Origin of the sequence: Curtobacterium sp. MMLR14_002 (assembly GCF_001864975.1) — a bacterium.
Lineage (GTDB): Bacteria > Actinomycetota > Actinomycetes > Actinomycetales > Microbacteriaceae > Curtobacterium > Curtobacterium flaccumfaciens.
The window spans coordinates 1,867-22,919 of record NZ_MJGT01000035.1; the positions used below are offsets into that span (position 1 = coordinate 1,867).

The 21,053-nt window shown below is 71.6% G+C and carries 20 protein-coding genes and 1 pseudogene; 13 read left to right on the forward strand and 8 right to left on the reverse strand.

Annotated features, from left to right (window positions below; genetic code table 11):
* Positions 1-211: 211 nt before the first annotated feature.
* Positions 212-1,807 (forward strand): putative Ig domain-containing protein, encoded by a 1,596-nt coding sequence (locus BIU91_RS03240; protein ID WP_071404187.1) that lies wholly within the window; start codon positions 212-214, stop codon positions 1,805-1,807.
* 141 nt (positions 1,808-1,948) lie between these two features.
* Positions 1,949-2,581, forward strand: coding sequence for an NAD(P)H-dependent oxidoreductase (locus BIU91_RS03245; RefSeq protein WP_071404188.1), 633 nt, complete (start codon positions 1,949-1,951; stop codon positions 2,579-2,581).
* A gap of 21 nt (positions 2,582-2,602) precedes the next feature.
* Here BIU91_RS03245 and BIU91_RS03250 read toward each other — a convergent pair whose 3' ends face one another.
* Complete coding sequence (locus BIU91_RS03250) at positions 2,603-3,646, reverse strand: MBL fold metallo-hydrolase (RefSeq protein ID WP_171907765.1); 1,044 nt, start codon at positions 3,644-3,646, stop codon at positions 2,603-2,605.
* A gap of 157 nt (positions 3,647-3,803) precedes the next feature.
* Between BIU91_RS03250 and BIU91_RS03255 the strand changes: the two genes are divergently transcribed.
* The 3 genes from BIU91_RS03255 (at position 3,804) to BIU91_RS18790 (ending at position 5,292) form a co-directional block, all read left to right on the forward strand.
* Positions 3,804-4,847 carry an ATP-dependent DNA ligase gene (locus tag BIU91_RS03255; protein WP_071404190.1) on the forward strand — a complete coding sequence of 348 codons (1,044 nt, stop codon included), beginning with the start codon at positions 3,804-3,806 and terminating at the stop codon, positions 4,845-4,847.
* Between the two features lie 143 nt (positions 4,848-4,990).
* The gene (locus tag BIU91_RS18785) at positions 4,991-5,152 is read left to right on the forward strand and encodes a hypothetical protein (RefSeq protein WP_163343780.1); all 162 of its coding nucleotides are present in this window, start codon (positions 4,991-4,993) and stop codon (positions 5,150-5,152) included.
* A gap of 2 nt (positions 5,153-5,154) precedes the next feature.
* Positions 5,155-5,292 carry a hypothetical protein gene (locus tag BIU91_RS18790; protein WP_171907766.1) on the forward strand — a complete coding sequence of 46 codons (138 nt, stop codon included), beginning with the start codon at positions 5,155-5,157 and terminating at the stop codon, positions 5,290-5,292.
* A gap of 17 nt (positions 5,293-5,309) precedes the next feature.
* Here the strand turns inward: BIU91_RS18790 and ligD are convergent, their stop codons facing one another.
* A complete protein-coding gene (gene ligD, locus BIU91_RS03260; RefSeq protein ID WP_071404191.1) occupies positions 5,310-6,332 on the reverse strand; it encodes a non-homologous end-joining DNA ligase in 1,023 nt (340 codons plus the stop codon).
* Positions 6,333-6,485: 153 nt separating this feature from the next.
* Between ligD and BIU91_RS03265 the strand changes: the two genes are divergently transcribed.
* The 3 genes from BIU91_RS03265 to BIU91_RS03275 are packed head-to-tail and all read left to right on the forward strand — an operon-like array spanning position 6,486 to position 9,142.
* Positions 6,486-7,322, forward strand: a complete 837-nt coding sequence (locus BIU91_RS03265; protein WP_071404192.1) for a DUF429 domain-containing protein — start codon at positions 6,486-6,488, stop codon at positions 7,320-7,322.
* 9 nt (positions 7,323-7,331) lie between these two features.
* The gene (locus BIU91_RS03270; RefSeq protein ID WP_071404193.1) at positions 7,332-8,534 is read left to right on the forward strand and encodes a glycosyltransferase; all 1,203 of its coding nucleotides are present in this window, start codon (positions 7,332-7,334) and stop codon (positions 8,532-8,534) included.
* Complete coding sequence (locus BIU91_RS03275; protein WP_071404194.1) at positions 8,531-9,142, forward strand: uracil-DNA glycosylase; 612 nt, start codon at positions 8,531-8,533, stop codon at positions 9,140-9,142. The genes BIU91_RS03270 and BIU91_RS03275 overlap by 4 nt, the downstream gene beginning before the upstream one ends.
* A 49-nt stretch (positions 9,143-9,191) precedes the next feature.
* Here the strand turns inward: BIU91_RS03275 and BIU91_RS03280 are convergent, their stop codons facing one another.
* On the reverse strand, positions 9,192-9,620 hold the full coding sequence (locus tag BIU91_RS03280) for a hypothetical protein (protein WP_071404195.1): 429 nt from the start codon (positions 9,618-9,620) through the stop codon (positions 9,192-9,194).
* Positions 9,621-9,717: 97 nt separating this feature from the next.
* Between BIU91_RS03280 and BIU91_RS03285 the strand changes: the two genes are divergently transcribed.
* The gene (locus BIU91_RS03285; protein WP_071404196.1) at positions 9,718-11,172 is read left to right on the forward strand and encodes an APC family permease; all 1,455 of its coding nucleotides are present in this window, start codon (positions 9,718-9,720) and stop codon (positions 11,170-11,172) included.
* Positions 11,173-11,552: 380 nt separating this feature from the next.
* A complete protein-coding gene (locus BIU91_RS03290) occupies positions 11,553-12,173 on the forward strand; it encodes a hypothetical protein (protein ID WP_071404197.1) in 621 nt (206 codons plus the stop codon).
* Between the two features lie 4 nt (positions 12,174-12,177).
* On the opposite strand, the gene BIU91_RS03295 is transcribed toward BIU91_RS03290, so the two are convergent.
* The 3 genes and pseudogenes from BIU91_RS03295 to BIU91_RS03305 all read right to left on the reverse strand — a co-directional run bounded on the left by BIU91_RS03295 (position 12,178) and on the right by BIU91_RS03305 (position 13,559).
* Positions 12,178-12,612 carry a hypothetical protein gene (locus BIU91_RS03295; protein ID WP_071404198.1) on the reverse strand — a complete coding sequence of 145 codons (435 nt, stop codon included), beginning with the start codon at positions 12,610-12,612 and terminating at the stop codon, positions 12,178-12,180.
* 96 nt (positions 12,613-12,708) lie between these two features.
* A pseudogene (locus BIU91_RS19305) lies at positions 12,709-13,212 on the reverse strand (DUF6264 family protein); the annotation flags it as partial.
* Entirely contained in the window at positions 13,179-13,559 is a 381-nt protein-coding gene (locus BIU91_RS03305) for a hypothetical protein (protein ID WP_071404200.1), read from the reverse strand. The gene BIU91_RS03305 and the pseudogene BIU91_RS19305, both read right to left, overlap by 34 nt.
* 90 nt (positions 13,560-13,649) lie before the next feature.
* Here BIU91_RS03305 and BIU91_RS03310 point away from each other — a divergent pair, with 90 nt between their 5' ends.
* Positions 13,650-13,982 carry a hypothetical protein gene (locus BIU91_RS03310; RefSeq protein ID WP_139196540.1) on the forward strand — a complete coding sequence of 111 codons (333 nt, stop codon included), beginning with the start codon at positions 13,650-13,652 and terminating at the stop codon, positions 13,980-13,982.
* A gap of 93 nt (positions 13,983-14,075) precedes the next feature.
* Here the strand turns inward: BIU91_RS03310 and BIU91_RS03315 are convergent, their stop codons facing one another.
* Entirely contained in the window at positions 14,076-14,576 is a 501-nt protein-coding gene (locus BIU91_RS03315; RefSeq protein ID WP_071404202.1) for a DUF427 domain-containing protein, read from the reverse strand.
* A 173-nt stretch (positions 14,577-14,749) separates the two neighbouring features.
* On the opposite strand from BIU91_RS03315, the gene BIU91_RS03320 reads away from it, so the two are divergent.
* Positions 14,750-16,162, forward strand: coding sequence for an amino acid permease (locus BIU91_RS03320; protein ID WP_071404203.1), 1,413 nt, complete (start codon positions 14,750-14,752; stop codon positions 16,160-16,162).
* Positions 16,163-16,196: 34 nt separating this feature from the next.
* Here the strand turns inward: BIU91_RS03320 and BIU91_RS03325 are convergent, their stop codons facing one another.
* The gene (locus BIU91_RS03325; RefSeq protein ID WP_071404204.1) at positions 16,197-17,198 is read right to left on the reverse strand and encodes an AraC family transcriptional regulator; all 1,002 of its coding nucleotides are present in this window, start codon (positions 17,196-17,198) and stop codon (positions 16,197-16,199) included.
* 436 nt (positions 17,199-17,634) lie between these two features.
* On the opposite strand from BIU91_RS03325, the gene BIU91_RS03335 reads away from it, so the two are divergent.
* Positions 17,635-21,045 (forward strand): DEAD/DEAH box helicase, encoded by a 3,411-nt coding sequence (locus BIU91_RS03335; RefSeq protein ID WP_139196541.1) that lies wholly within the window; start codon positions 17,635-17,637, stop codon positions 21,043-21,045.
* Positions 21,046-21,053 lie beyond the last annotated feature (8 nt).

Sequence of the window (21,053 nt, forward strand, 5' to 3'; positions counted from 1 at the left end):
CCGCGCCTCCCGTCCGTCCGTCCGCGCTCACAGGGCGCGCCGCGCGTGCGGGGGTCCGGCGGTTTCCCGCACGCACCCCCAACCCGGGTCACATTCCGGTGAATCGTCACAGCCCGGCAACGTCATCCCGCTACGATCCGAGAACGCCGACATTCTCGGCAAATTCACATGATCTGGGCGATGAGCCCGGACCGAATCCCTGGGGGATCCCGTGCACCGCAGCACCTCCACCGTCCGTCGCGCCTGCGCCGTCGGCACCACCGTCGCCCTGGTCGGCCTGACCACCGGCCTCGGCATCATGACCGCGACGGCCGCCAACGCCGAGACGCTCGACACCACGCAGCCGATCGTGGCCGCCGAGACGCCCGCTCCGGTCGTCTCCGACGAGACGCCGACGCCGACGGACCCGCCCGTCGAGACCGCGCCCGAGACCCCGGCTCCGGTCGAGGAAGCCCCGGCGCCCACCCCCGAGGCCACCGAGCCCGCCGCGCCGGAGACCACCGCGCCGGCCGCCACCGAGGCTCCGAAGCCGACCGAGACCTCGAAGCCGGACGTCACGGCCAAGGCCGCCGACGCCACCGTCACCATCGAGGGCACGGCCAAGGTCGGCACCCGACTCGTCGCCGTCGTCACCGGCTTCGACGACGAGGCGGGGTACAAGTACTCCTGGACCGACCAGGACGGCAACGTCCTGTCGAAGGCCGCGAGCTACGTCGTCGACCCGACCGACGTCCGCAAGACCATCACGGTCGCCGTGACGGGCACGCTGCCCGGCGCGACCGAGACCTCCACGGTCGAGTCCGAGGCCACCGCCGCCGTGACGCAGACCCCGGCGTTCCTCGGTGAGGACGGCCAGCCCACCAAGGCCGGTGCCACGCAGGACAGCCCGCTCGAGCTGAGCACCGCCGCCGGTGACGCCTTCTCGCACACCTTCCGTGCGCAGGGCTTCCCGGAGCCGAAGTACAGCCTCGCCTGGTTCGACGACGAGGAGCTCGAGGACACCACGTACTTCGACGAGAACGGCGACGAGTACATCCCCGAGCCTGACGAGCAGCTGCCCTACGGCGTCTCCTTCGACGCCTCGACCGGTGAACTCAGCGGCGTCGCCACCGACGCGTGGGAGTACACCTTCGCTGTCACCGCGACGAGCGGCACCGAGTCGGTCACCCAGTACGTGTCGCTGAACGTCGAGGCCGGCGCACCGCTCGGGGTGCAGGTCTACACGATCGACCGCGCACAGCTGACCGCTGACAAGCAGCGCACGTGGATCATCGCGCCCGACGGCTCGGTCTACACGGTCGACTCCGAGTCCACCGACGACTCCTTCTCGGTCGAGCTCACCGAGGGTGGCCGTCCGACGGTCAAGCAGGGCGGCACGCTCGTCGTCCAGGGCGGGCTCGTCGACCGGTTCGGCAACGACGTCCTGGCCGACGAGGACGAGGTGGTGCTGCCGACCGTCACGTCGGACATCGCCAGCGACGTGATCGCTCCGGACCCCGAGCTCGGTGACTTCGGCGTCGTCGGCGTCACCTTCCCGCACGCCTCGGTGCACAACCTGTCCGTCGCGTTCGGCTCGTTCAGCACGTCCTTCGCCGTCGAGGTCCAGCCCACCGTCACCGGCATCGTCGCGCCCGTCCCGGCCCCGCCGGTAGCAGCAGCCCCGGTCGCCCCGGTCAACACCGGCGGCCAGCTCGCCTACACCGGTTCGGACACCACCGACGCACTGCCGTGGGCCCTGGGCCTGCTCGTCGCCGGTGCCGGCCTCATCGGCGCCCGCTTCGCGCGTCGTCGTCGCGCCCAGCGCTGACACCCTGAGACGTCTCCCGTCCGTCGCGTGCCCGCGCGGTGGACGGGAGGCCCGTGACGGCCCCGCCTGCTCCTCCACCGGAGCAGGCGGGGCCGTTTCGCATCCGCGCCCGGCCGGGTCCGCGCCGGTAGCGTTGGCGACATGCCCACGCTGCTGCACATCGACTCCTCGGCCGACCTGTCCCACTCCCGCTCGCGCGCACTGACCGCGGCCTTCGCCGACGCCTGGCGCGCCCGCGGCCCGGAGTACACGGTCGTCCGGCGGGACCTGCACGTCGACCAGCTCCCCCACCTGGAGAGCTCGGCGCTGCACTGGGCGGCCGCCGACCGCACCGCCGAGGAGACCGTCGCACCCGAGGCCGAGGCCCTGCGTCAAGCGGTCATCGACGAGCTCCTGGCCGCCGACGTCGTCGTGGTGGGTGCGCCGCTGTACAACTACACGGTGCCGTCGACCCTGAAGGCCTGGATCGACCGCATCCACGTGCCCGGCATCCTGACCGGCGGCGTGCAGCCCCTGGCCGGACGCCCCGTCGTGACCGTGGTGAGCCGCGGCGCGACCTACGACGCCGGCACCCCGACCGAGGGTTGGGACCACGGCTCCCCCGTCCTGCACATCGTGCTCGGCACCGCGCTCGGCATGAAGCTGTACCCGATCACCGTCAGCGCGACCCTGGCCGACCGGCTGCCGGACCTCGCACCGCTGGCCGACCACGCCGCCGCGGAGTTCGCCGACGCGAAGACGACGATCGAGCGCCTGGCGACGACGCTCGGCTGACCCCTGCGGCCGCGGCGTTCGTCAGGCGGGCCGCACCTCGTCGGCCCGCCCGAGCAGCTCCGCGTGGAAGGCCGTCTGCGTCAGGGCGCTCGCGAGCAGGAACCCGGTCATCGACTCGATCCCGCCACTGAAGGGCACCCGGGCGGCGACCTCGAACAGCGTCGGACGGTCCAGTACGTCGAGGGCCGCGGCGACGTGACGCGAGCGTTCCTCCCGGTGCCGAGCCAGGGTCTGCGCGCGGGTGACGACGTCGCGGAACCGGTACTCGTGCCCCGGGCAGACCTCGAGGTCGGCGTACGGGTCGAGCCGCGCGAGGGACGCGAGGTAGTCGCCGAGCGGGTTCGTCCCGGTCCGGCCGCCGAGCCCGATGCCGGAGTTGATCCGCGGCAGCACGTGGTCGCCGGAGAACAGCAGCCCGTCGGCCTCGTCGAGGAAGCACACGTGCCCGCTCGTGTGCCCCGGGGTCCACAGCGTGCGGATCGTCCGACCGGAGATCGGCAGCAGGTCGCCGTCCTCGAGCAGCACGTCGGCGTACGGCGACTCGATCCGGCCCATCCCGATCCGGCGTCCGCTGCCCCAGGCCTCGACGACCCCGGCCCGCAGGTGTTCCGGCAGCCCCCACGTCGCGATGTCCGCGTCGTTCCGCTCGGCGTCGACGCGTTCCCGGTCGAGCGCGCGGACCTCGAGGCCGTGCATCGCCACACGCGCTCCCGTCGCCCGCCGGATGGCCGCCGCGGCACCCAGGTGGTCGGCATGCAGGTGCGTCACGGCCACGAGCGACACGTCGTCCAGGTTCCGTCCGATCCTGGCGAGCCCGTCCCGCAGCTCGGCGAGCCCGCCGTCGGCAGACCACCCGGGGTCGATCACCGCGAGCGAGCCGTCCGCCGCCTCGACGACGTACACGAGGGTCGCGTCGGGCACCCCGAACCGGAACGGCACCGCGAGGGTCCAGATGCCCGGCCGGACCTGCTCGACGGGTGGCAGGACGCCGTCGCGGAGCGCGGCGGCCTGGACGGGGCTGATCGGTTCCGGGGTCGGCGCTGCCGGTGGGGGCACGGTCGTCACGCCGGCCACCCTACCGACGCTGGCCGACCTGCCCGGGGTGATCCGGGCCTCCCGGCCGCGCATCGTGAGCAGAAGATGTCGGGTCGTCGAGCCGGACCCGACCATTCCTGCTCACGAAGTGCGCAGCCCCGCCACCGCGCGCGAGTAGACAGGACCCATGGAGATCGCACCGATGCTCGCCAAGGCCGTCGCCACCGTCCCCGACCCGGACAGCACGAAGGGCGGGCTGCGGTACGAACCGAAGTGGGACGGCTTCCGGGGCATCGTGACCATCGACGGTGACGACGTCGAGATCGGGAGCCGCGGCGCCAAGCCGCTCACCCGGTACTTCCCCGAGCTCGTCGAGGCCTTCCGCGCCCAGTTCGGCGGCCGCGACCACCCGGTCGTCCTGGACGGCGAGGTGATCCTGCGTTCCGGTGAGCCCGGTGCCGAGCGCCTCGACTGGGAGGCCCTGTCACAGCGCATCCACCCGGCGGCCTCGCGGATCGCCAAGCTCAGCGTCGAGACGCCGGCGCAGTTCGTGGCCTTCGACCTGCTGGCGGTGGACGGCGAGGAGCTGGTGGACCGCCCCTTCGACGAGCGCCGCGAGCGCCTGGAGCAGCTCGGCGACGCGATGACCGACCCGCTCTTCGTCACCCGCACCACCCTCGACGTCGAGCAGGCGCGCGAGTGGCTCACCACCTTCGAGGGCGCCGGGCTCGACGGCGTCGTCGCGAAGCCGCGAGCGCGGCCGTACGAACCGAACAAGCGCTCGATGCTCAAGATCAAGCACCACCGCACCGCCGACGTCGTCGCGATCGGCTACCGCGTGCACAAGAGCGGCTCCGGCGTCGGGTCCCTGCTGGTCGGCCTGTACGACGCGGACGGCGAGCTCCGCCAGGTCGGCGGCGTCTCCGCTTTCTCGGACAAGCGCCGGGCCGCGTTGATCGACGAGCTCGAGCCCGTCGTGCTCCGCGATGCGGACGGGAGGCCCGTCACCGGTGACGGAGAACGGTCGCGGTTCTCGTCGGGTCGCGACACGTCGTTCGTCCGGCTGGCGCCGGAGCTGGTGCTCGAGGTCCGGTACGACCAGATGGAGGGCGACCGGTTCCGGCACACGGTGCAGTTCGAGCGGTGGCGGCCCGACCGTGACGCGACGTCGTGCGGGTTCGAGCAGCTCGAGGTGCCGAGTGCGTACGACCTGAACGACGTGCTGTCCTGACGACGGAACGCACTGCGGTGTCCGTTTGTCGCTGTTCTGTCACGTTCGGGGAAAAGTAGTTAGCCGAACTAGCGAAGCCGTGCCAGGATGATCTCAGCAGCACGAGGCGTCCAGTTCGGACGCCCGGATCGGAGCGGATCGACATGAGCACCAGCACGCTTGTCCGCCACCCTCGGCGGAGCCCCTTCACAGAAGTCCGAGAGGCACGGCGCCAGCGCGTCCTGCAGCTCAGCGCGGTCATCAGCGCCATTGCCGGCGTGACCGCCACGGCGCTCGCACTCGTCACGGTCGGACTCGGCTCGTGATCGTGGACGGCATCACCGACGTGCACCGCGGCACCTGGTCGCGGCTCACCCGCCTGCACACCGCCAGCATCGGGCTGCCGACGCACACCACGCGCGTCGAGGACCCGGACCGTCAGCGGGACGTCTCCTCCGCAGCCTGACGCTCTGCCGCTGGGCCTCAGCTCGGCTTCTTCGCTCGTGAGGGCTGCACGCGCGGCGGCTCCCCCGGCATCTTCGGGAAGTCCGGCGGGAACGGCAGCTCACCCTCTCCGTTCGCGAGGTCCCGCTCCCACCACTCGAGCAGCGGCGCGATGCTGCCCGGCTGCGCCCCCATCGACTCCCACGGGTCGCCGGTGGTGCGCAGCCGCTCCGGCACCGTGCGGATCGTGAAGGTCGTCGGGTCCGCGGTGCGCAGTTCCTCCCACGCGATCGGCGTCGACACCGAGGCGTGCGCCAGGGCCCGGGGGCTGTAAGCACCGGCCATCGTGCGGTCGCGGTTCGCCTGGTTGAAGTCGACGAAGATCCGCTGCCCCCGCTCCTCCTTCCACCACGCCGTCGTGACCCGGTCGGGCATCCGTCGTTCGAGTTCGCGCGCCGCAGCGATCACTGCATGCCGCACCTCGAGGAACTCGTGCTCGGGGCGGATCGGTGCGAACACGTGGAGGCCGCGGTTGCCGCTCGTCTTGATCCAGGTGGTGAGACCGACCTCGTCGAGGACCTTCCGCAGTTCCTCGGCCACCGGCACCGTGTCGCCGAAGTCGGTGCCGGGCTGCGGGTCGAGGTCGATGCGGAGCTGGTCCGGGTGGTCGCTGTCCTCGGCACGAGAAGCCCACGGGTGGAACACCACCGTGTTCATCTGTGCGGCCCACACCGCCACGGCCGGCTCGTCGATCACGAGCTGCGGGTGCGACCGCGCACTCGGGTAGGTCACCGTCACCGAGCGGACGTAGTCGGGCGCCCCCTTCGGCGGGTTCTTCGAGAAGAACTGCTCGCCGTCGACGCCGCCGGGGAACCGCTGCAGGGAGATCGGCCGGTCGCCGTTCGCCCGGACGAAGGCGTCGCCCACCGTGACGAGGTACTCCGCCAGGTCGAGCTTCGTGATGCCCGCCTCGGGCCAGAGCACCCGCGAGGGGCTGCTGATCCGGACCTCGCGGTCACCGTCGGGCCCGGGCACCCGCACCGTCGTCGCTTCGCTCGCCATGCAGCGGACCGTACACGCGTGCCGGCCGCCCGCCCGCAGCCGGGACCGCTCTTGTTCCCGCAAGACACCGGTGTTCCCTGGTCGAACACGCGCACGCCGGTGTTCAGCCCGCGGACACCGGTGTCTTGCGGCCAGGGTCGGCAGGATGGGCGGGTGAACGCGTACCTCGGCATCGACCTGGCGTGGGGGCTCGGCTCCGAGCGGAAGGCCGCGAACGAGACCGGGCTGGTGGCGATGGGCCACGACGGCACGATCACCGACGCCGGGTGGGCCCGCGGGGTCGACGCCGTCACGGACTGGATCGCCGAGCACCTCGGGCCACGATCCCTGATCGCCGTGGACGCCTCGCTCGTCGTGACGAACCCGACGGGCATCCGCGAGTCCGAGCGGCAGGTCGGGCAGCGGTACGGCCGGTGGAAGGTCGCGGCGAACCCGACGAACCAGGCATCTGCGGCGAGCGCCGGCTCAGCGCTGCTCGACCGGCTGACCGCACTCGGCGTCGGGTACGTCTCCGACACGGACGCCATGCGGGCACGCACCGGTCCGGCGATGTTCGAGTGCTACCCGTACACGACGCTGGTCGGCGTGGAGGAGCTCGGCTACGACGAGGAACGACCCCGGTACAAGCGGCTCGACCTCCGGATCCCCGCCGCCGAGGCACGTGCCCGTCGTGCCGAGGCCTTCGACGAGCTGGTCCGGCGGCTGCGCGAGACCCCGCTCGACCCGCCGCTGCTGCTCGACTCCCACCCGCTGACGCAGCGGCTCGCCGACCCGTCGGTGCTGCACGGTCCGACGCACAAGCACCGCGAGGACCTGCTCGACGGGGCGCTGTGCGCGTGGACGGCGGCGTTCTGGGAGCGACACGGCGACCAGCGCGTGCAGATCCTGGGAGGTGATCCGGCCCTCCTGTGCGACCCGCTGGACGAGGCGGGCCGCCGGCCCGTCGTGGTGGCACCCGCACGCCCGTCGCAGCGGAGGCCGCGCGGCTAGGGTTGAGCGGTGAGCGCGACGACCGAACCCCTGCACATCGGGCTGGTGTCGCTGCACACCTCCCCCGGAGACGAACCCGGTTCGGGCGAGGTCGGCGGCATGAACGTCGTCGTCCGGCACCAGGCCGAGGCACTGGCCGACCTGGGCCACCACGTGGACATCATCACGCGCCGGTCAGCCCCGACGCAGCCGGACTCGGTGTCGCTCGTGCCGGGCGTGTGCCTGCGGTTCCTGTCCGCGGGGCCGGCCGAGCCGGTGCCGAAGGGCGAGCACGACGCGTTCATCGAACCGTTCCGCCACGAGCTGGAGCAGCTCGGGCCGTTCGACGTCCTGCACTCGCACCACTGGTTCTCCGGCGCCGCCGCGCTGCCCGTCGCCCGCGAGCGCGGCATCCCCCACGTGCAGTCGTTCCACTCCATCGCCGCCGACCCGGCCACGCCGCTGTCCGAGGGCGAACGTCCCGAGTCCGCCGGCCGCATCGGCGGCGAGGAACTGCTCGCCCGCGAGTCGGACGCCGTCGTCGTGGTGTCCGAGGCCGAAGCGTCGACCGTGCGCATTCGGCTCGGCGGTGACGACGCCCGCATCTGGATCGTGCCGCCGGGGGTCGACGGGTCCGTCTTCCGCCCCGCCGCCGTCGGTGCGCGCCGCGCCGCCACCCCCTACGTGGTGGCAGCGGCGCGCGTGCAGCCACTCAAGGGCCTGGACCTGGCGATCGAGGCGATCGCGGACATCAGCCTGGAGGCCCGCCCTACCCTGGTCATCGCCGGCGACGTCTCGAGTGAGGCGGGCGACTACGTGGACGAACTGCGTCGGCTCGCCGACGAGCGGGGCATCGCCGACCACGTCACCTTCATCGGGCCGCAGTCGCGTGCCGACCTGGCGTTCCTGTTCCGCGGCGCGGCAGCCGTGCTCGTGCCGTCACACTCCGAGACGTACGGGCTCGTCGCGCTCGAGGGTTCCGCTTCCGGGGTGCCGGTCGTGGCCGCCGCTGCCGGGGGCCTGCGTGAGGCCGTGGTCGACGGGGAGACGGGCGTCGTGCTCGAGTCCCGTGACCCGCAGGAGTGGGCGGCCGAGATCGAGCGGATCCTGACGGATGCGCCGTACGCCGCCGGGCTCGCCGCTGCGGGCCGGGAGCACGCGGAGCGCCTCAGCTGGGAGCGGTCGGCCGCGGGACTCGAGGACGTCTACCGCCGGGTGCTCGGGCGCTCGTGAGCGGGACGGGTGGCCGGTTCGCCGCGTTCTGGGCGGCGCTCGACGCCGTGCCCGTCGAGTCGGACGCCGAGACGCTCTACGACGTCGGATCGCCCGAGGGACGACTCCGGCGAGCGAACCTGACGCGGTACCTGGAGCAGTCCGGGCCGGGCGCCGACACGTTGCTCGTGGCCGAGGCACCGGGGTGGCGCGGCATGACGAACACGGGTGTGCCGTTCACGAGCATGCGCGAGCTCGGACCCGAATACGGCGTCCCGCCGGAGCCGACGGCACCGTGGGAGGCCTCGTCGCGCGTCGTGCACGCTGCGCTGGAGGGCTGGCGCGGTGCCCTCCCCGTCGCGTGGGCGATCTTCCCGCACCACCCCTTCGTGGCACCGGACCGGCTGACGAACCGGACGCCCAGACCCGCGGAGGTCCACTCGGGAGCGCCCGTCGCCCTCGCGCTGCTGGAGGCCCTCGGCGGCGTGGACCGGGTCCGGGTGGTCGCCGTCGGTCGGAAGGCGCAGGGAGCACTCGCCCTGGCCGGCATCGAGGCGACCGCAGTGCGGCACCCGGCGCAGGGCGGCGCGAAGCAGTTCACCGAACAGCTGCGGGCGCTGGACCGCTAGCCGTCCGTCCGCCCCGGTGCGTCCAGGTCGCGTCCCGGTCGCGTCCCGCTCAGGCGGAGCGGACCTCGACGCCCTTGGCCGCGAGCCGCTCGGCGACGTGGGCGGGCAGTGGTGCGGCGGCGTACACGGTGCGGAGCTCCGGCAGGTCGAGCAGGTCGTCCCAGTTCTGCGGGTCGAAGCGGTCGTCCGAGCCGTCCCAGCCGGGGTGGACGTCCTGCAGGACCTCGAGGTCGGAGTCCACGGTGATCTCGGTGACGAGCGACAGGTGCGACGGCAGCAGGTCGAGGTCGTCGTAGTACTCGCGCGCTCGGTCGTCCTGCCCGTCGACGTCGAGGTCCTCGTCGGTCTCGTCCTCCGCGTCCGAGTCGTAGGGGTCCAGGACGTCGAGGTCGTAGCAGAGGACGTCGAGCACCAGGAGCTTCGCGTTGAAGTCCGCGAACTCGATGGGCTCCTCGGTGGTGTTCGACTGCTGGTCCATGGCCGGAGCGTATCCGTCGCCGAGCGACCGTGTTGCGATCGCGAGAAACCTTCCTGTGGGACTGGACAGGAAGGCATCTCGCGCGCAAGGGTGACGCATGGCCACCACCAAGACGGACCGCCCACAGCAGGAGCAGCACGAGCTCCGCCGGGTCATCGGTCCCAAGCTCCTGCTGCTCTTCATCGTCGGCGACATCCTCGGCACGGGTGTCTACGCGCTCACCGGCCAGGTCGCGGCCGAGGTCGGCGGGGCAGCGTGGCTCCCCTTCCTCATCGCGTTCGCGGTCGCGCTGCTGACGGCGTTCTCGTACCTCGAACTCGTGACGAAGTACCCGCAGACCGCCGGTGCCGCGCTCTACGTGCACAAGGCGTTCGGCATCCACTTCGTCACCTTCATCGTGACGTTCATCGTGATGTGTTCCGGGATCACATCGGCGTCGACGGCATCGCGGGCGTTCGCAGCGAACCTCGGCGCCGGGTTCGGCATCGAGCTGCCGAACGGCGTGGTGATGCTCATCGCGATGGGCTTCATGCTCGCGGTGATGTTCATCAACTTCCGCGGGGTGAGCGAGAGCGTCAAGACGAACGTCGTGCTGACGCTCGTCGAGCTGTCCGGTCTCGTCATGGTGATCCTGATCGGGTTCTGGGCGATCGCGGGCGGCAACGCGGACTTCTCGCGGGTCGTGATGTTCGAGACGCCGGAGGACAAGTCCCTGCTGCTGTCGATCAGCACCGCGACGTCGCTGGCGTTCTTCGCGATGGTCGGGTTCGAGGACTCGGTCAACATGGCCGAGGAGACCAAGGACCCCTCGCGCATCTTCCCGAAGATCATGCTCACCGGCCTCGGCATCACCGCCGTGATCTACGTCCTCGTGTCGATCTGCGCCGTGGCCGTCGTACCGATCGGTGAACTGGCCGGCAACGAGACCCCGCTCGTCACCGTCGTGCAGACCGCCGCACCGGACTTCCCGATCGCCGACCTGCTGCCCTTCATCTCGATGTTCGCCGTCGCCAACACGGCCCTGATCAACATGATGATGGCGTCGCGCCTGCTCTACGGCATGAGCAAGCAGGGTGTCCTGCCGGGCTTCCTGTCCCGCATCTCCCCCGCCCGTCGCACCCCGTCGACCGCGATCGTCTTCACCACGCTCATCTCGCTGCTGCTGATCGGGTGGGTCTCGCTCGACCCGGACTCCCCCATCGTCGTCGTCCTCGGTGGCACCACCTCGCTGTTGCTGCTGACGGTGTTCGCCGTCGTGAACGTGACCGTCCTCGTGCTGCGCCGCGACAAGGTCGACCACAAGCACTTCCGCGCGGGCGTCATCATCCCGGTCATCGGCATCATCACGTGCCTCTGGCTCGTCCTGCCGTTCTCGTCCGGTCGTGACCCGCAGCAGTACCAGATCGCCGGCGCACTGCTGGCCCTGGGCGTGCTGCTCTGGATCCTGACCTGGTTCACCCACGGACGGAAGCAGGCCGAGAAGGCCCCGACCGGACTCGTGACGGAGCCGACGAAGGTGCAGCGCCCGCCGCACGACCACCGCGACGTCTGATGGACGCGACCAGTGTCATCTGGACCGTCGTCATCGCGGTGATCGCCGCGCTGTCGCTGTCCGCCGGAGGCTGGCGCCTGCGTCGGGGTCGGCAGGACGGTCGACGCAGGCGGTGACCGACGTGCACGAGTGACCCGTGACGGTTCTGGTTCGCGAAGCCCCCGCTTCGTGAACCAGAACCGTCACTCGTTGCCGGGGAGGCATCTTCCCCGCGGCGAGCAACCCGCGGCGAACCCCGAACGCCGAACGCTGAACGCCGAACCCCCGAACGGGCGATCACGGCGGGCCGCCGCAGGCTTCCCAGGAGGCGCCCGTACGCTCGTGCTGCTCTTCCCGCTCCGCCCGCCCAGCACCCGCCCAGCCCCTCGAGAGGTCCCGTCATGCGCCGTGTCGGCATCACCCTCGCCTCGGTGTTCGGCGCCGGGATCGTGGCGGTCGGCATCGGCGTGGTCGTCCTCGTGGTGATCGCGGTCAACTCGCTCGCCGGCATCGCGAAGTCGAGCGCCGCCACGCCGACTCCCGCGTGCCCGGCCGTCGCCTCGAAGACGATCGGCGGGATGGTCGTGCCGGCCGGACCCGTCGGCGGCTTCTGCCAGGACCGCCTGGTGAACGCCGCCCACGTGATCGAAGCCGCCCAGGCGCTCGGCATCGGCCCCCACACGCAGGCCGTCGGGGTGATGACCGCGATCGGCGAGTCGAGCCTGGTGAACCTGGACCACGGCGACGCCGCGGGCCCGGACAGCCGCGGCCTGTTCCAGCAGCGCGACAACGGCGCCTGGGGCACGTACGAGCAGCGGATGGACCCGTACACGGCCGCGACGATGTTCTACACGAAGCTCGTGAAGGTCCCCGGCTGGAAGACGATGAGCCCGACGCAGATGGCGCACGCGGTGCAGATCAACTCCGATCCGGACCACTACGCGAAGTCGTGGCCGCAGGCGAAGGCGATCGTCGAGGAGCTCACCGGCCAGGACGTGCCGGACGCCGCTCCCCAGGGCTGACCGCTCACGAGGCCACCGCCTGCGTCTCCTCGTCGAACTCGACGATCGCGGCTCCCCCGGAGTGCACGACGACCTGGGCGCGGAGCCGGACCGACTGCTCGTCGAGGGCGCAGGCACAGGCGTCGACCCACTCCCAGTCCACCGGGTAGAGCCGGTCGGCGTCGGGGCGTTCCCACACGAGCACGACGTCGACGGCCCCGAGCTGCGCCACGATGTCGGCGATCAGGGCCGCGAAGTCGTCGACGTGTTCGTCCGGGGAGTACGGCAGGTCGGCGATCGGCAACAGGAACGGGATCGACATCCCGCGGTCGTCGAGGAACAGCACCCAGCACTGCCGGCGCAGCGGTCGTTCGACGACGGCTTCGACGAGTCGGACGACGTCGTCGTCGGTGCGGACGGGTTCACGGATCAGGCGGTCGAGCATCTCGGTGTCAGGCATGGCTCCAGCGTGGCGAACCGGAAGCCCCCACCCGAGGCGCGATCCGGGTTCTGTGGAGAGCCGCTCCACGAACTCAGCCTGTGAGGGAAGAGTCCCTCAGATGCCGTGCGTGACCGAGCTGTCGACGAGCAGCAGCGAGGCGAAGAACACCGCGACGATCGCCGCCATGCCGACGAGCACCACCGGCCAGGTCAGCCGACGCCGCACGAGCCGCAGCACGCAGACGGCGATGGTGGCGACCAGCACCGCCGCCACGATGATCGGTCCCACGACGACGACCGAGTCCCCCAGCGTCTCGTTGCAGGTGTTCCCCGGCGCCGCGCACGACACGAACGCCAGCGACATGAGCCTGATCCCCCACCCCGCTGCCAACGCACCGACCGTGAGCACGACGAGCAGCGCGGTGGAGGCGACCACGTCCGCGACGCGAGCGCGTCCTGCCAGGGGGTGCCGGGCCTCCCGACCGAAGCGCGCCGGGCCGGACCCGAGCGGATCGGGACCCGACGCAGGACTCGCCCCAGGACCCGTCCCGGGGGCGGGGCCGGTCTGCCGCGCGGGCGCGCCCATCAGGAGCGCCGGCCGCGCGTCGACCAGAGGGCGAGCGCGATGAGGACGGGCTGACCGAACAGGCGGACGAAGCGCTTCTCGTCGCTGTCCAGGCCGAAGGCGTCGCGTCGGTTGACCCACTGCGACAGGTTGCCGGGGAAGATCACCGTGAAGAACAGGGCCGCGACCGAGCCGACGAAGCGGCGGGCCGGCTTCGGGGCGAGCACCAGGGCCGAGCCGAGCGTGATCTCCGCGACCCCCGATGCGAGCACCGTCGTGTCGTCGTCCAGCGGGACGAACTCGGGCACCTGCGCCGTGAACTCCTTGCGCGCGAAGGTGAGGTGGCTCGTGCCCGCGACGACGAGGGCCAGGCCGAGCAGGACGCGGAAGAAGGAACGCATGCCTCCATGGTGCCCGTTCCCGCGACCGGGTGCCCGCGCTGCGCGACTCGGACGTGTTCGAAGCGAGGTTCACTCGCTAACATGCGGTCCATGGGAGCAGTCGCTCGAGACCACGAACCGCCGGCAGCCCCGGCGACCTTCGCGGTGGTGCTCGGACCGGTCGCGTTCTACCTCGGCATCATCGTGCCCGCGCAGTCGACCGTGCAGCACGTGCTGCTCGGTGCGGTGTTCGGGCTGGTGTGCGTGCTCAGTGGCTGGCGGGCGATCCGGATCGCCGGTCGTCGCCGGGCCGTGCAGGTGTGGGCGTGGATCGGCATCGTGATCGGGACGGCTGGGCTCGTCATGCTCGTCTGGCAGGTGCTCGTGATCGTGACCGGGGGCGCGTTCCCGCCGCCGTTCTGGTCGCCGTACGCCAACCGCTGACGCGGTCCGGCCGGGAGGCCCGGGTCGCGTCCGCCCCGTCGCTCGCGAAACGGGTCGGCCCGGGTCAGGGCCGCCCCGCCTGACGACGCCGGGTCACCAGCCGAACGTGCCGGGCGCGCCCTTGAACGGCCCGACGATGTCCGCCGTGATCCAGCCGCCGTAGAAGTCGCCGTCCTGCGCCTGGACCCGTTCGCCGCCGACCTCGCACGAGTCCATCGCCGACGGATAGATCGCGACGCGCTCCCGCAGCGACTCGTAGCCGGGGACCGGTGTCGGGTAGTTCCAGGCGGCACGGCTCGCGACCGTCCCGTCACCACCGACGACGTCGAAGTAGCGCGCCAGGCCCTTGAACTCGCACATGCTCGAACCCGGTGCCTTGACCAGCGCACCCTCGGCCAGGTCGGCCATGGGCAGGTAGTAGACCGGCGGGTGCGAGGTCTCGAGCACGCGGACGGCGTCGGTCGTGTCGGCGACGACCGTGCCGCCGAGACGGACGACGACGCGTGCGGTGACCCGCTCGACGGCGGGTGGGCGGGGGTAGTCCCAGACGGACTCCTGGCCGGGGCCGGGCTCGGTCCTCTTCGGGTGGCGCATGCTCCAGGTCTACGCCCGGTGCCTGCGGTGCAGCCGCGTGCGCGCGCGGGGGGGGGGGGTCGGGCCGTTCTTTCGCGCTGAGCGACAGTTCACGGGCTCGGCGGCGCGAGAAGTGTCGCCCAGCGCGAAACCCCGCCCGTGCGCACGACCGACTCCGGGTGCACCATGGGCGGGTGACGACGACGACACGCACCCTGTTCCGACGGAAGCCCATCGACACGATCGATGACGAGGCCGGGGGTGAGGGCGGCCTGAAACGGCACCTCGGTCTGTGGCAGCTCACCGCGATCGGCATCGGCGGCATCATCGGCGCCGGCATCTTCACCCTCGCCGGCACCGTCGCGAACGGCGTCGCCGGGCCCGCGGTGCTGATCAGCTTCCTGGTCGCCGGGGTCGCGAGCGCCGCCGCCGCGTTGTCGTACGCCGAGTTCGCCGGGCTCATCCCGAAGGCCGGCAGCGCGTACACGTACGGCTACGCGGTGCTCGGCGAGATCGTCGGGTGGTTCATCGGCTGGGACCTGCTGCTCGAGTACACGGCGATCGTGGCGGTGGTCGCGATCGGCATCTCCGGCTACGTCGGGTTCCTGGTCGGCCAGTTCGGCATCGACCTGCCCGCCTGGATGCTCGGCGCCCCGGGCACCGGTGACGGCCACGTGATCGACGTCTTCGCGATCGCGCTGTGCCTGCTCACCGCGTTCGTCCTCACACGCGGCATCCGGAGCGCCGCCCGGTTCGAGTTCGTCGCTGTCGGCATCAAGGTGGCGCTCGTCGTGCTCATCGTCGTGCTCGGCGTGTTCCACATCAACAGCGCGAACTACTCCCCGTACTTCCCGTTCGGCTTCGGCGGCGTGATGACCGGTGCCGCGACCGTGTTCTTCGCCGTGTTCGGCTACGACGCCATGTCCACCGCCGCCGAGGAGTCCACCGATGCCCGCAAGCACATGCCGAAGGCGATCCTGCTGTCCCTGGGCATCTCGATGGTGCTGTACGTCCTGGCGACCCTCGTGCTCACCGGGATGCAGAAGTACACCGACATCGACCCGGCGTCGGGCTTCTCGTCGGCGTTCGCGTCCGTCGGGCTCGGCGGTGTCGCCAACGTCATCGCGATCGGTGCCATCGTCGGCATCGTCACGGTGCTCGTGACGTTCATGCTCGGTGCCTCGCGCGTCTGGTTCTCGATGAGCCGCGACGGCCTGATGCCGAAGTGGTTCGCGAAGACCGACCCGAAGCGGCACGTGCCGACCCGGGTGACCTGGATCCTCGGCATCGCGTCAGCGATCCTGGCCGGGCTGCTGCCGATCGGTGTGGTCGCCGAGCTCACGAACATCGGCATCCTGCTCGCGTTCGTCGTGGTGTGCTCCGCCGTGGTGGTCCTGCGCTACCGGCAGCCCGACCTGGACCGTCAGTTCCGGCTGCCGTTCATGCCCGTCATCCCGATCATCGGCGTCATCGCGTCGCTGTGGCTCGTCACGTTCCTGCAGTGGGAGACGTGGGTGCGGTTCGCGATCTGGTTCGCGATCGGGCTCGGCGTGTACTTCGGGTACTCGCGGAAGCACAGCAAGCTGGCCGAGCCGGCGAAGCGCTGAGCACAGCAGCCGACGCCGACAGCGCCCGCGCCCCTCAGCGCCGCAACGTCTCCCGCGGGTACTCCCCGAACCGGGCCGCGTACACCGACGCGAACCGCCCCATGTGCGCGAAGCCCCACCGCCGGGCGACGTCCGCCACCGAGGTCGCCTGCGGGTCGAGGATCCGCAGTTCCTCGTGCACCCGTCCGAGCCGCACTTCGCGCAGGTACGTCATCGGCGAGCGCTCGAACGCCCGCTGGAACGACTCCTGGATCCCACGGATGCTCAGCCCGGCCGCCTGCGCGATGTCGGCGACGGTGAGCGGTTGGTGGGCGTGCGCCTGGATGAACTCGACCGCGGCCCGGAGTCGTCCGTCACTGCGGGTGCCGTAGCCCGCGGGGAACCGTTCGGCCTGCAGCGGGTACATCCGGAACAGGGCCCGGGCGACGTCACGCTGCGCCTCGTGCCAGGCAAGGGACTCGTCGCCCTCCTCGCGCAGCGCACGGAGCGCGCCGGACACGGCGGTCCGCCACTGGCCCAGCGCTGCGGAGTCAGGCGTCGTCGTGGTGTCGAACGCCATGGTGCCGTCGACCAGGTGGTCCTCGGCGGCGACGTCGAGCACCAGGTCACGGCGCAGGTGCACCAGGCGCTGGTCCCAGTCCTGGTACTCCATCTCGAACCGGCGCTCGACAGGGAACAGCGTCGGGACACCGGGCTGCATGCGGACCTCGTCGCGGCCGACGTCGACGCGGGCCTCGCCGCGTTCGAGCCACTGGACGACGACCTCGCCCTCGGTGGCGACATCGCCGCGCAGGTACCCGTGCATCTGGGAACGGCGGACACTCAGTCGTTCGTCACCGACACCGACGTACTTGAACCAGTACTCCTGGTCGAGGGCCCGGGAGTACCAGGCCTTGCCGGCGTACATGCCGGCGAGTGAGCTGATGGCTTCGTCGGTGTCCTGACCGGCCACGGCGACGAGCGAACGCGGCGAAGCGGGGCGTGCAGCAGGATCGGAACCCGGAGCGGGCGCCTGCGACTCGGTCGTGTCGGTCATGGGAACACCTCTCTCTCCTGGAGCAGAGCGGTGTGGTCACCTCCGGGTGGTCCCCGGCCTGCCCTCTCACGCTAGGGAGCAGCGGGTGGACGTACAACCGGGTTGCGTTCCGCGGCCTAACGGCCGGTCCAGCGCACCCAGCCGTGCACCTGAGCCGCCGCGCTCTCGAAGGACGAGTGCCCGCCGGTCAACGAGTGGTCCGGGGAATCGACGGTGTACGTGTCGGTCCGGGTGATGTCACACACGACCTCGGCGTCGATCCACCCGTTCCAGTGGTCGGCTGAATCGCGTACCCACCGCAGTCGGTCCGGCATGCGTTTCCAATCGGTTCCGTGGACCGCAGTCGTCGCGCTCCGAGTTGGACGGTAGTCCTGTCAGATGTCCGTCGCACAGGGTGGCGGCCCGGATCGTCGGTGGCGACTGGCACGATGGTTCCGTGCCTGCTGCCCCGATGATCGACGCCGTCGACGTCATCCGCTTCGTCGGGCCGCAGACCTTCGGTCGCGCACGCGACGTCGTCCGCGCCGGCCTGGTCGACGACGCCACCTGGCACGACGACGACGGCACGGTCACCGCGATCGTGTCCGGCACCGCCGACGACCCGTACGAACTCCGCGTCGACACCACCCCGGCGCGCGGCGATTTCGTCCGCCCGGTCCGCAGCACCTGCAGTTGCCCGCTCGGCGGCGACTGCAAGCACGTCGCGGCCGCGCTCCTCACCATCAACGCCCGCGCCCTCGCCGCGAACGCCGGCCCACGCCCGGAGACGCCGGCTCCGCCGCCCTCGGACTGGAGGCACGACCTCGCCCGCCTCGCCGGTGACGACGAGCGGGCGCCCACCCCGCAGGGCACCCGGATGGGTCTGCAGTTCGAGTTGCGTGACGCGGTCCCCGCCAAGCTCGCCTCGCGCGCCCGTGCCGCCGGCCGCGCCCTGCCGGCGCCGTCCCGCGGCGTGCGGCTCGGCGTCCGGCCGGTGACCCGCAGCGACGCCGGCAACTGGGTGCGCGGGCAGCTGACGTGGGGCACGCTCCCCTACTCGCAGAACCGGCTCGGCGTCGGTGCCGAGCAGCACGCCTGGTTCCTGCAGCTCGCCGCCCTGCACCGCGCCGGGCAACTCGCGGGCCTGCCGGGTGAGAGCGACTGGCTGCACCTCGACGACTTCCGGAGCCCCCTGCTCTGGCCGCTCCTGCAGCAGGCTGCGGCGCTCGACATCGCGTTCGTCACCGGCAAGCGCGAGGGCGGTGCGGTGCTCGGCACGCAGGCGCAGGTGCTGCTCGACGTCGCCCGGCACGACGATGCCGTGGTGATCGGTGCGAGTGCCGTGCTCGACGGCCGGCCCGTGGTGCCAGGAGCAGCGCGGATGATCGGCGACCACGGCGTCTACGTGTTCCGCGAGAGCCCCGAGTTCACGGTCGCCGTCGCACCGACCCCGGCGCCGGTGCCCGAGGACCAGCGCCGGATGCTCGTCGAGGGCACCCGGATCACCGTGCCGACCGCCGAGGTCGACGAGTTCCTGGCCGACTGGTCGCCCCGGTTGCGCGGTGCCCTCGGGCTGGTCAGCTCCGACGGCTCGGTGGAGCTGCCGGAGCGCACCCCGCCGGAGCTCGTGCTCACCGCGACCTTCGAGCCGGCCCGCGCCCCGCGCACCGACGACCGCGTGCACCTGCACTGGCGTTGGCACGTCGACGGCCGGAAGGACCCGGTGTCCCTGCACGGCCCGCTCCCCGACCTGTCCGGGCTCCGTGCCGCCGACGATCCGGCCGGCACCGACGACACTCCCGTCGCGGACCCGGCCGTGGCGGTGGAGCCGACCACGTCGACGACGCGGGCCGACGACGCGACGCAGGCCGGGCCTCCCGTCCGCACTGCCGGACCCGGTGGCGGGCTGGACTGGTTCCAGGACGGCACGATCGACGGGGCCGACGTCGCGGTGTTCGCGAACGAGTTCCTGCCCGAGCTGCCGTCGCTCGGCGTCCGCACGGTCGTGCAGGGCGAGCGACTCGACTACGAGCGGTTGAGCGGGCGGCCGCACATCCGGGTCACGACGATGCCGTCGGACAAGCACGACTGGTTCGACCTCGGCATCATCGTCAGCGTCAACGGCAAGCAGATCCCCTTCACGCCGCTGCTCACCGCGCTCGCGGGTCGGCAGCGACGGCTCAAGCTCGTCGACAACTCGTACCTGTCGCTGGCCGACCCCGCGTTCGACCGGCTCAAGGAGCTCATCGACGAGGCGCGCGACCTGGACGAGTGGGAGCCCGACCAGCCGATCGCCGTCACGCCGCTGCACGCCGGGCTGTGGTCGGAGTTCGACCTGCTGGCCGACGAGACCTCGCACGACGAGCGGTGGCAGGCGATCGCCTCGGGGCTGCTCGGGGCGACTCCCCCGGGTGACGTCCCCGTGCCGGACACCGTGCACGCCGACCTGCGGCCGTACCAGCACGCCGGGTACGCGTGGCTGTCGTTCCTGGTGACGCACGGCATCGGCGGGGTGCTCGCCGACGACATGGGCCTCGGCAAGACGCTGCAGGTGCTCGCGATGGTCGCCGCCCGTCGCGCCGCGGAGCCCGACGCGCCCCCGTTCCTGGTCGTCGCACCGACCTCGGTCGTCGGCAACTGGGCGGCCGAGGCGGCCAAGTTCGTGCCGTCGTTGCGGGTCTCGACGGTGACCTCGACGTCGTTGAAGGACCCCGGGCTCGTCGCCCGCACCGCTGCCGCGTCGGACATCGTCGTCACCTCGTACGCGCTGCTCCGGCTCGACGCCCGCGCCTGGACCGACCTGCCGTGGTCGGCGCTGGTGCTCGACGAGGCCCAGTTCGTGAAGAACCCGCAGTCCCAGACCCACCGTGTGGCCTCGGAGCTGCAGGCACCGGTGAAGTTCGCGATCACCGGCACCCCGCTCGAGAACGGCCTGACGGACCTGTGGGCGCTGTTCCACATCGTCGCGCCGGGGCTGCTGTCCACCTGGACCCGGTTCGGCGACGACTACGTGAAGCCCCTCGCCTCGCCCGAGCTCCGCGGCGAGGCCCGGCAAGAGCTCACCGGGCGGCTGCGCCGACGGATCCGGCCGCTCATGCTCCGCCGCACCAAGGAAGCCGTCGCGGCCGACCTGCCGCCGAAGCAGGAACAAGTGGTCCGGGTCACGCTCGACCCCGCGCACCGGGAGCTGTACGAGCGCACCCTGAACCGGGAGCGGCTGAAGGTCCTCGACCTGATCGACGACCTGTCGAAGAACCGGATGATCGTGTTCCGGTCGCTGACGCTGCTGCGGATGCTCGCGCTGTCGCCGGCGCTGGTGTCGGCGGGGTCGGATTCGCCTGTGCCACCGGCGACGCCGATCCCCTCCGCCAAGCTCGACCTGCTGCTCGACGAACTCGAACAGCTCGCGGCAGAGGGCCGTCGCGCCCTGGTGTTCAGCCAGTTCACCTCCTTCCTGCGGATGGTGTCGGACGCCCTCGACGCCCGCGGCATCGGCTACGAGTACCTCGACGGCTCCACCCGCAAGCGCCCGGAGGTCATCGAGCGCTTCCGGCAGGGCACCGCTCCGGCGTTCCTCATCTCGTTGAAGGCCGGCGGGTTCGGGCTCACCCTGACCGAGGCGGACACCGTGTTCGTGCTCGACCCGTGGTGGAACCCCGCCGCCGAGTCCCAGGCCGTCGACCGTACGCACCGCATCGGGCAGACCCGGTCGGTCAGCGTCCAACGGTTCATCGCCGAGGACACCATCGAGGAGAAGGTCCTCGCCCTCGCCGCCCGCAAGGCCGAGCTGTTCGCCACGATGATCGACGACGACGCCCTGTTCGCCGACGACCTGACCGCCGACGACATCCGTTCGCTGCTGACCTGACCCGCCGC